We start from the raw sequence: 10,855 nt of genomic DNA, 5'->3' as shown, positions 1-10,855 counted from the left end.
GGTTCACTATCGGTCACTAGGGAGTATTTAGCCTTGCGAGATGGTCCTCGCGGGTTCCGACGGGGTTTCACGTGTCCCGCCGTACTCAGGATCCTGAACAGAGAGTGTGACGTTTCGTCTACGGGGCTTTCACCCTCTATGGCACAGCTTCCCAACTGTTGCGACTACGTCGCACTTTGGTAACTCTAATGTTCAGTCCTACAACCCCAACAAGCAAGCTTGTTGGTTTGGGCTCTTCCCTTTTCGCTCGCCGCTACTCAGGGAATCGATGTTTCTTTCTCTTCCTGCAGCTACTAAGATGTTTCAGTTCACTGCGTCTACCTCTTGCTAGCTATGTATTCACTAGTCAAGTAATCAGCGACTAAGCTGATTGGGTTTCCCCATTCGGAAATCTCCGGATCAAAGCGTACTTACCGCTCCCCGAAGCATATCGGTGTTAGTCCCGTCCTTCATCGGCTCCTAGTACCAAGGCATTCACCATGCGCCCTTCATAACTTAACCTAAACAATCAAAGATTGTCTGATTAATTGAGTTAGCGATTATAATTCGTTAATTAAAACTCAAATAACGCGGTGTTCTCGGTTTATTGTTTTGTTAATAAAGAAATTAGATAGTATTTAGTTTTCAAAGTACAAGCTCTGAGGGTAAACCCCTCAAAACTAAACAAAGTTTCTTCGATGTGTAGGTTCCGTTTTATTCCTTAGAAAGGAGGTGATCCAGCCGCAGGTTCTCCTACGGCTACCTTGTTACGACTTCACCCCAGTCATCTGTCCCGCCTTAGGCGGCTCCCTCCATAAAGGTTAGGCCACCGACTTTGGGCGTTACAAACTCCCATGGTGTGACGGGCGGTGTGTACAAGGCCCGGGAACGTATTCACCGCGGCATGCTGATCCGCGATTACTAGCGATTCCGACTTCGTGTAGGCGAGTTGCAGCCTACAGTCCGAACTGAGAACGGCTTTAAGAGATTAGCTTACTCTCGCGAGCTTGCGACTCATTGTACCGTCCATTGTAGCACGTGTGTAGCCCAGGTCATAAGGGGCATGATGATCTGACGTCGTCCCCACCTTCCTCCGGTTTGTCACCGGCAGTCTCACTAGAGTGCCCAACTTAATGCTGGCAACTAGTAACAAGGGTTGCGCTCGTTGCGGGACTTAACCCAACATCTCACGACACGAGCTGACGACGACCATGCACCACCTGTCATTGCGTCCCCGAAGGGAACGCCTTATCTCTAAGGTTAGCGCAAGATGTCAAGACCTGGTAAGGTTCTTCGCGTAGCTTCGAATTAAACCACATGCTCCACCGCTTGTGCGGGCCCCCGTCAATTCCTTTGAGTTTCAACCTTGCGGTCGTACTCCCCAGGCGGAGTGCTTAATGCGTTAGCTCCGGCACTGAAGGGCGGAAACCCTCCAACACCTAGCACTCATCGTTTACGGCATGGACTACCAGGGTATCTAATCCTGTTCGCTACCCATGCTTTCGAGCCTCAGCGTCAGTTGCAGACCAGACAGCCGCCTTCGCCACTGGTGTTCTTCCATATATCTACGCATTCCACCGCTACACATGGAGTTCCACTGTCCTCTTCTGCACTCAAGTCGCCCGGTTTCCGATGCACTTCTTCGGTTAAGCCGAAGGCTTTCACATCAGACCTAAGCAACCGCCTGCGCTCGCTTTACGCCCAATAAATCCGGATAACGCTTGCCACCTACGTATTACCGCGGCTGCTGGCACGTAGTTAGCCGTGACTTTCTGGTTGGATACCGTCACTGCGTGAACAGTTACTCTCACGCACGTTCTTCTCCAACAACAGAGCTTTACGAGCCGAAACCCTTCTTCACTCACGCGGTGTTGCTCCATCAGGCTTGCGCCCATTGTGGAAGATTCCCTACTGCTGCCTCCCGTAGGAGTATGGACCGTGTCTCAGTTCCATTGTGGCCGATCAGTCTCTCAACTCGGCTATGCATCATCGCCTTGGTAAGCCATTACCTTACCAACTAGCTAATGCACCGCAGGTCCATCCCAGAGTGATAGCCAAAGCCATCTTTCAAACAAAAGCCATGTGGCTTTTGTTGTTATGCGGTATTAGCATCTGTTTCCAAATGTTATCCCCCGCTCCGGGGCAGGTTACCTACGTGTTACTCACCCGTCCGCCACTCACTGGTGATCCATCGTCAATCAGGTGCAAGCACCATCAATCAGTTGGGCCAGTGCGTACGACTTGCATGTATTAGGCACACCGCCGGCGTTCATCCTGAGCCAGGATCAAACTCTCATATAAAATATATAAGAACTTGAATAGCTCTCAATTATCTTTGTTATTAAGCGAATTGACTTCGCAAATGTTTTGCTTCAAATCACATCGTGATTGAAGACCCTACACATTTGATTCGTCGAAACTTTGTTCAGTTTTCAAAGGTCTACCTGTTGGCTAATCAAGCAGCCAATCAACATAATTATTATAACATATATCAGATTAGCTTGTCAAGAAGAAATTTTAATTAATTTTGAATTTCTTTTGATCGATAACTCAATCAGCAACTTTATTAATATATCATGTCGTCAATCAGATGTCAACAATTATTTTTAACTTTTTTGTTAAACCATCTCAACAGCACTTAACTGTTTCGACAACGATAACTACTATACATGGATTTCATTCTTTCGTCAACACCTTTTTTCAACTTTTTGAATTTATTTTTTAAAACTGAACTTTTTTATTTTTTGAATAAGTAAAATTTGTTTTTTGCATCTAAAAATAAAAAATACGCCCTTAAATTATCTTTTAAGAACGTATTTCCTAACGATTGGTCTAGTTTATTTTACGCGAGCTAAGTAATAGTGCTTCTTACCCTTACGGACAATCACAAACTTACCAGCAAAATGCGCTTGGGGATCAATCTCGGCGTCAACATCATCAACTTTTTCCCCATTAATTCTGATAGCCCCACTCGATACATCTTGCCGAGCTTGGCGGCGTGAAGGTTCAATACCATTATCAGTTAGCCAAATAATAATATTTTCTTTCTTATTTTCTACATCTACTGAAGGCATATTCTTGAAGCCTTGTTCAATTTCTGCAACAGAAAGATCAGCAACATCCCCAGAGAACAATGCTTTACTAATCCGTTCTGCTTCTTCAACTGCTTCTTGGCCATGAACAAATTTAGTTACTTCTTGGGCTAAGCGACGTTGAGCTTCTCGCTTCCATGGTTCTTTTTCAACTTTTTCTGCCAAGTCATCAATTTCTTCCTTTGATAAGAAAGTGAAGTACTTCAAGTATTTAATAACGTCACGGTCATCTTGATTAATCCAAAATTGATAAAATTCGTATGGAGAAGTCTTTTCTGGGTCAAGCCAAATTGCACCACCCGCGGTCTTTCCAAATTTAGTTCCATCAGCTTTGAGCATTAATGGAATGGTAAGTCCGTAAACCTTAGTATCTGGCCCTTCAACCTTATGAATCAAATCAATCCCGGCAGTGATGTTTCCCCACTGATCGGAGCCACCAATTTGTAATTGCACATCGTTGTGGCGGTAAAGATGAAGGAAATCGACCGATTGAAGAATTTGGTAAGTGAACTCAGTAAATGAAATACCAGCATCTAACCGACTTGCTACTACTTCCTTATTTAACATGGTGTTAATGTTAAACAGTTTACCGTAGTCACGAAGGAAGTCTAATAAACTGATCTTTGATAACCATTCATAGTTGTTTACAATTGTGAAGTTTTCAGTTCCAAACAACTTCTTCATTTGAGCAGTTAATGCTTCTTCGTTGTGGTGAACTTGATCCATTGTTTGAAGCTGCCGTTCTGACTTTCGACCGGATGGATCACCAATTGCACCCGTTCCTCCCCCAATAATAATTACTGGGTGGTGACCAGCTAATTGGAACCGTTTCAAAATCATAAATGGAATTAGGTGTCCAATATGAAGACTATCCCCGGTTGGGTCAGTTCCACAGTAAAGAGCAATTTTATCTTCTGATGTTAATTTGCGTAGACCTTCTTCGTCTGTAACTTGGTTAATAGCCCCACGCCATTCTAGTTCATTAAGAATATCCATGTTTACCTCCATAAGTTTCTCGGATACAAAAAATCCCCAACTTCAAATAATGAAGTCAGGGACGATTTACCGCGTTACCACCTTGATTGCAGCTAGCTAGCTACCACTCTAGTCGATAACGAGACGATCCGTTCAAATACTGAAAGACTCCGTAAGTGTAATTCGTATAACGGCATTGGCAAAGTTTACAGTTACCACTTGCTTCCTAAATGTCCAACCGCTTACTACTAAGATTACTTCTTCATCTTTGGTTATTGCCGTCATTGTACATGGAATTAACGATTACTGTCAAGAAGTATTTAAGATTCAAAAAAGCTGAAGAGATTTCGTTACCCTTCAGCCTCGTTTTTCACTATTCATCTTTTTTTGCTTCGTGTTTCTTTTCGTCTTCGCGCTTCACAGTTGGTGATGGTTGTTCTTTTGGTTGTTTTTCTACATATACTTCATGAACATAAGCTTCACCGGTTAATTCAGCTACTGGCTTAAAAGTATCCTTGAAAAGCACATCCATTTCCATTCCTGCTCGAGCCTTGTTGTAGTATAAAGCAAGAATTGCATATACCACTGGAAGGTAGCAGGAAATACCAACAATCACTAAGACGATTCCGATATAAGTAAGGACATAAGTTGCCGTGTAAACACCGTAAAATGCCAATCCACCAAAAATTAAAGTCCAGATAAAAATTGGAAGGAATTCTAAGACAAACAAAATTACAAAGTAGTTCCACTTTCGACCAGTCATGAACCGCCGACTAGCAGTTAAGGCATAACGCATTGATTGGCCAAGGAATTGTGGCTGCTTTTCACGATAAAGGAAGTATGATTGAGAATATTCAATACTCTTCCATAATACGACAATATCATTAAGGATGCGAATTGCCCACCCCGTATAAACAGCGGCTACTCCGGATAGATGTGGCAAGAGTAATGCGTTAACAATGTTGAGGGGCAAACTCCATAAGAAAGTGAACAATCCAATATAAAGCACGATCCGCCATACTTGATTCTTTCGCAAGTGCTTATAGTGCATCCAGATTGAGCCAGCACTAACTGGTTGTTCTGGATGAGCCATCTTATCTTGGTATGTATATTGAGTAGCAACGCCAAAGAAAGTATAGAAGAAAGCTAACGCAGCAATAATTGCGACAATCCCTACAATTTCTAATAATGAGAACAAGATTGCAACCGGGGAAGCCATTCCGTACATTACCATCATCATTGTCATACTCAACGAGGCAGCAATGTTTGAATTAAGGAGTGCTAAAATCGCTGCTAAAGCAATAAAAATAATTGATACCCCTGCAACTGGCCACATTGCCTTTAAATAGTTGGGCTTTACCAGTTCTTTCAATGAAGGGAAAAATTCCTTCATTGGGAGTGTTCGTTGTTTTTCCATTTTCATTTAAATTCTCTCCACCTTATTAGATTCTGATGTTAATCATACCACAACTCACTATAAGCTCAATTTATTCGCCAATATCTTCAATATTTTTTCAAAAAAGGCTACAAAAAAGAGGCGTTAGAAATTTAACTTTCCCGCCTCTCCAAATTTAATATCGTAAATTTATTTTAGTACTTTTCCTTGCTTAATACGTTAAGCTTGTCATCGAAGTCGTAAACAACTGGTTGACCAGTAGCCATTTCAAGGTTCATGATATCTTCATCAGAAATGTTTTCGATGTACTTGCTCAATGCACGAAGAGAGTTACCGTGGGCAGCGATGATAACGTTTTTGTTGTCCAAAAGCTTTGGTGCAATTTCATCTTGCCATAATGGAATAACACGTTCCAAAGTAACCTTTAAGTTTTCACCACCAGGAATAGCACGTGGGTCTAAGTTAGCGTAACGACGATCCTTTGCAGCAGAACCTTCATCGTCAGCACTTAGCAATGGAGGTAATACATCGTATGAACGACGCCAAATGTGAACTTGTTCGTCACCGTACTTTTCAGCGGCCTTTTGCTTGTTGTGGCCTTGAAGTGCACCATAGTGACGTTCGTTTAAACGCCAAGTCTTGTATTCAGGAATCCATAATTGGTCACATTCTTCAAGAGCATAGTGCAAAGTCTTGATAGCACGCTTCAAAACAGAAGTGTATGCGTAGTCAAATTCAATGCCGTGTTCCTTAAGGGCTTTACCAGCATTCTTTGCTTGTTCAACACCCTTTTCACTTAAATCAACATCAACCCAACCAGTAAATTGGTTAGATAAGTTCCATTCACTTTGACCGTGACGAATTAATACTAATTTAGCCATGTTCAATTGACCTCTTTCTTCTTAAAATCGCTATAAACAGCATTACCATATTATTTTAATCCATTCCCCTGCAAATGCCAATAGTGATGAAGAAATTATTGTAGTCCAGCTTTTGCACCAATATCATGACGATAAAAACATTCAGGTTCATCAAGCTGGCGCAAGTAGTCGTAAACGTGATCGCGGGCTTTTTGAAGAGAATCATCTTTCCCGATCACCATTAGTAAACGTCCGCCTGCCCCTCTTAAGTCATTAATCGTCCCAGCAACATTTGCATAATCAATAGTGACATTGGGATCAACGGGAAATGTTCCCAGCTTTTGTCCATGGATTGGCTTAGTTGGATATCCTTTCGATGCCAAAACAACGCCAAAACAAGCATCTTCATTTTCTTCAACTTCTGGTAATGGTCGATCATTAATTGCTGCATCTACAAGTTCAAACAAGTCGGTTTTCATGCGGGGCAAAATCACCTGGGTCTCTGGATCACCTAGACGAACATTATATTCAATTACTTTTGGACCATCGTCAGTCAAAATAAGGCCAATATATAAAATCCCATGGTAGTGATACTCGCCAGCCACCAAACCATCAACTGTTGGTTTAAGTACTTCATCAATCATTTGTTGACGAACAGCTGAGGAAAGTTGTGGCAAGGGACTATAAGCCCCCATTCCCCCAGTATTAGGACCTTTATCGCCATCAAATGCTCGTTTGTGGTCTTGAGCCATGGGCAAAATTCGATAGTGACCATTACTAATCAAAACAAACATTGAATATTCAGGACCTGATAGACATTCTTCAATCACAAGGCGCGCCTGACCATTGACAAACATTTCTTTGATTGTCTTAATTGCTTCTACACGATCCTTTGCAATGACAACCCCTTTTCCTCCTGCTAAACCATTTTCTTTAATTACTACCGGAAAGCCAAATTGGCCAACGTTATTAATTGCTGCTGTTTGATCCCGATATGTCGCATGGCGGGCAGTGGGAACGTGATAATTATTCATAAAATTAAGGGCATAGTCTTTCGAACCTTCTAATTGGGCAGCCCGCGCATCAGGACCGAAAATCTTTAATCCAGCGGCCTTAAATTCATCAACAATCCCATCAACCAAGCAATCCTCAGGGCCCACGAATGTCCACGCGACATTATGTTCTTTAGCAAATTGAATCAGCTTAGCAAAGTCAGTTTCCGCAATTGCAACGGGAACCACTCCTACAGTCGACATCCCCACGTTGCCTGGCGCACAATAAACTTGCTTAACACGGGGACTTTCTTGTAATTTTTTCGCCACGGCAAATTCACGACCGCCTTCACCTACAACTAATACGTTGACCTGCTTTTCCATGATACCCTCCTAGCTTTAATGGCGGAAATGACGAATGCCTGTTGTGACCATTGCAATTCCGTACTTATTTGCCATCTCAATTGATTCCTGATCGCGAACTGATCCCCCTGGCTGAACAATCGCCTTAATGCCATTTTGACCCGCATATTCAACACAATCACCAAATGGGAAGAAAGCATCCGATGCCATCACTGTCCGATCATCAATCGCCTCGCCAGCATGTTTTACGGCAATTTTTAATGAATCAATTCGGTTAGGTTGACCTTCTCCGACCCCTAACGTCCGCTCATCATTTGCTAAGACAATCGCATTTGATTTGGCATGTTTAACTGCTTTCCAAGCAAACATTAATGTCTTAAGCTGTTCCTCTGTTGGTTGCTTTTCAGTAACACATTGCCAGTCGTGGTAATCTTCCTTAAGCATGTCTTGTTCCTGCAACAACATCCCACCCATCACTGAAACAACTTCATGTTTAGTTGGTTCATCCTTCTTACTGAAGTCCAGAGTTAGTAAGCGAATGTTTTTCTTCTTTGCCAACAACTCAAATGCATCATCGTCAAAGCCTGGCGCAATGACAATTTCTAAAAAGATTTTGTGCATTTTCTCGGCGGTAACTAAATCAACTTGGCGATTAAGAGCAATCACTCCCCCAAAGATAGAAACAGGGTCAGCTTCATAGGCACGATCCCAAGCTTGAACCAAACTATCTCCTCGACCAATGCCGCATGGGTTCATATGTTTCATCGCTACAACTGTTGGTTCATCAAATTCGCGAATGCACCGTAATGCTTCATCAGCATCCTTAATATTATTGTAGGAAAGTTTCTTACCATGTAATTGTTTAGCCTGTAAAACTGAAAAAGCCTTAGGAAGCGCGTCTTCATATAACCAAGCCTTTTGGTGACTATTTTCACCATAACGCATTGTTTCTTTTAAATCCCAGCTTAAGGTTAATTTTTCTGGGTCTTCAAGCCCTGTCTGTTTTGTAAGGTATTGAGAGATGAGGGAATCATAGGCTGCCGTATGACGAAAGGCTTTTGCTGCTAAGCGTGCTCGGGTTGCTAATGATGTTTCACCATCTTCTTTGATCTGGGCTAAGACTTCATCGTAATCAGCTTGATCCACCACAATTGTTACATCATGATAGTTTTTAGCAGCTGAGCGGACCATGCTAGGACCACCAATATCAATGTTTTCAATTGCATCGGCTATTTCCACTCCCGGCTTTTCGATCGTCTCTTTAAATGGATAAAGATTAACACAGACTAAATCGATTGGCGTAATATTAAGTTTTTCGAGGGTTGCCATGTGTTCTGGTAAGTTCCGGCGAGCCAACAGTCCCCCATGGACGTATGGGTTAAGAGTCTTTACGCGGCCATCAAGAATTTCCGGAAAATGAGTAACATCCTCAATCCCAATTGTTTCAATTCCCGCTTCGTCTAAAACCCGCTTCGTCCCACCAGTCGAGATAATTTCAAAACCATTTTCAACTAATCCTTTAACGAATGGAACCAGGTTTTGCTTATCAGAAACGCTTACTAATGCTCTTTTCATAATTTAATGTTGCTCCTTTTCTAATGCCTGCTTTAGTGCTTCAGGATATAACCGGTGCTCAGTTTCATGAACCCGTGCTTCTAAGGTTTCAATAGTATCAGTTGGTAAAATTGGGACGTGTTCCTGGGCGATAATGGGGCCGGAATCGAGTCCCGCATCAATATAGTGTACGGTGACGCCTGTCTGTGCTTGTTGATCAGCAAATGCCCGTTCAATCGAATGTAGTCCAGGATATTCTGGCAACCATGCTGGATGAAGGTTAATAATTCGGTGAGCATAATGATCTAAAATAGTGGGCCCAATTACTCGTAAATAACCAGCAAGGGCAATAAAGTCAATTTGATACTTTTTCAACACTCCCAATAATTTTTCCTCGTATTCCTGTTTTCCCCCACAAGATTTGACCGTAAAGCTTTCTGCCGAAATCCCCAGTCGGGCAGCTCTTTTCATTACCGGAGCATCTGGATGATTACAGAATAATAATGCTAATTCACCAGGAAGATCATTATTTTTGAAGTGCTGTGCTAAGACTTCAAAATTCGTTCCGTTTCCTGATGCTAAAATTGCGACTCTCATTTACACCCCTCACTTGATAACAATCTTTTTTGTATCTGGCAAACAATGACGAAGATAACCAATTTGATAACTTGTCATGTTTTTATTTGATAGTATCTCTTGAACTTGTGCTACTTGATCTGGTGCTACTGCTAAGACCATTCCTATTCCCATGTTAAATGCTTCGAAACAATCCTCCTTAGTAAGGCCTCCTAGCACCCGCAAATAGTCAAAGACTGGAAGCTGTGGCCACCGACCAGGATCAATCACCGCTTGCAAGTTATCTCCTAACATTCGGGGAACATTTTCAATCAATCCTCCACCAGTAATATGGCTAATCCCATGAACCAATTTGCGATGTACTAGTGGTAAAACCGCTTGAACATAAATCCTAGTAGGAGTTAGGATCGTTTCTCCTACCGTCTTTCCTCTCAATGCTTCTGGGCGATCAGTTAATTTGACGTGATTATCCTTAAATAAGATCTGCCGGACAAGGGAAAAGCCATTGGAATGCAAGCCGCTTGATGGGAGTCCAAGCAAGATATCACCTTTTTGTGGTCCAGCAGTGGTAAGAAGTTCTTCTTTTTCTGCTATCCCTGTTACTGTTCCTGCTAGGTCATACTCATTGGCTGCATACATATCTGGCATCTCTGCTGTTTCTCCACCAATTAAAGCGGCTCCAGCTTCTCGGCAACCAGTTGCTACTCCACTAACAATCGCTGCCATCTTAGCCGGATCATTATGGCCGGTCGCAATATAGTCGAGAAATGTTATTGGTTCCGCTCCCTGCGCCAGGACATCATTAACGCACATTGCGACAACATCGATCCCGATTGTATCGTGCTTATTCATTTGTTGAGCAATTAAGAGTTTCGTACCTACACCGTCAGTACCAGAGACAAGAATTGGATGCTGCACCTGTAATTTTTCTAAGTCAAACATCCCCCCAAAGCTGCCAATTCCCCCAATCACACCTGGGCGATCAGTTGATTTGACTGCATCTTTAATACGGTGAACAAGTTCGTACCCGGCATTTACATCTACCCCTGCATCTTGATAACGACTCAT

General features: G+C 42.5%; 7 protein-coding genes and 2 rRNA genes (1 of these 9 running past the window's edge). All 9 read right to left on the bottom strand.

Features of this window, described 5'->3' with window-relative positions:
- Window positions 1-501 (bottom strand): 23S ribosomal RNA (locus LREU_RS00755); it reaches 2,422 nt to the left of the window's first position.
- 203 nt (window positions 502-704) lie between these two features.
- Window positions 705-2,280 (bottom strand): 16S ribosomal RNA (locus tag LREU_RS00750).
- The 16S and 23S rRNA genes sit together here, the layout of an rRNA operon.
- A gap of 536 nt (window positions 2,281-2,816) precedes the next feature.
- Window positions 2,817-4,067, bottom strand: coding sequence for a tyrosine--tRNA ligase (gene tyrS / locus LREU_RS00745; RefSeq protein ID WP_011953375.1), 1,251 nt, complete (start codon window positions 4,065-4,067; stop codon window positions 2,817-2,819).
- A gap of 352 nt (window positions 4,068-4,419) precedes the next feature.
- Window positions 4,420-5,469: an MFS transporter gene (locus tag LREU_RS00740; RefSeq protein ID WP_003669733.1), complete on the bottom strand. Its 1,050-nt coding sequence runs from the start codon at window positions 5,467-5,469 to the stop codon at window positions 4,420-4,422.
- A gap of 167 nt (window positions 5,470-5,636) precedes the next feature.
- On the bottom strand, window positions 5,637-6,323 hold the full coding sequence (locus LREU_RS00735; RefSeq protein ID WP_003665449.1) for a 2,3-diphosphoglycerate-dependent phosphoglycerate mutase: 687 nt from the start codon (window positions 6,321-6,323) through the stop codon (window positions 5,637-5,639).
- Window positions 6,324-6,418: 95 nt separating this feature from the next.
- Window positions 6,419-7,678 (bottom strand): phosphoribosylamine--glycine ligase, encoded by a 1,260-nt coding sequence (gene purD, locus LREU_RS00730; RefSeq protein ID WP_003669731.1) that lies wholly within the window; start codon window positions 7,676-7,678, stop codon window positions 6,419-6,421.
- Window positions 7,679-7,693: 15 nt separating this feature from the next.
- Complete coding sequence (purH, locus tag LREU_RS00725) at window positions 7,694-9,232, bottom strand: bifunctional phosphoribosylaminoimidazolecarboxamide formyltransferase/IMP cyclohydrolase (RefSeq protein ID WP_003669729.1); 1,539 nt, start codon at window positions 9,230-9,232, stop codon at window positions 7,694-7,696.
- A 3-nt stretch (window positions 9,233-9,235) separates the two neighbouring features.
- Entirely contained in the window at window positions 9,236-9,808 is a 573-nt protein-coding gene (purN, locus tag LREU_RS00720) for a phosphoribosylglycinamide formyltransferase (RefSeq protein ID WP_003669728.1), read from the bottom strand.
- A 9-nt stretch (window positions 9,809-9,817) separates the two neighbouring features.
- Window positions 9,818-10,855, bottom strand: coding sequence for a phosphoribosylformylglycinamidine cyclo-ligase (gene purM, locus LREU_RS00715; RefSeq protein ID WP_003669727.1), 1,038 nt, complete (start codon window positions 10,853-10,855; stop codon window positions 9,818-9,820).

The sequence above is a fragment of the Limosilactobacillus reuteri subsp. reuteri genome (genome assembly GCF_000016825.1).
In the GTDB taxonomy this organism is placed as follows: domain Bacteria; phylum Bacillota; class Bacilli; order Lactobacillales; family Lactobacillaceae; genus Limosilactobacillus; species Limosilactobacillus reuteri.
Note: the sequence above shows the minus strand (reverse complement) of the source record. Positions and strands in the feature narration are given on the sequence as shown.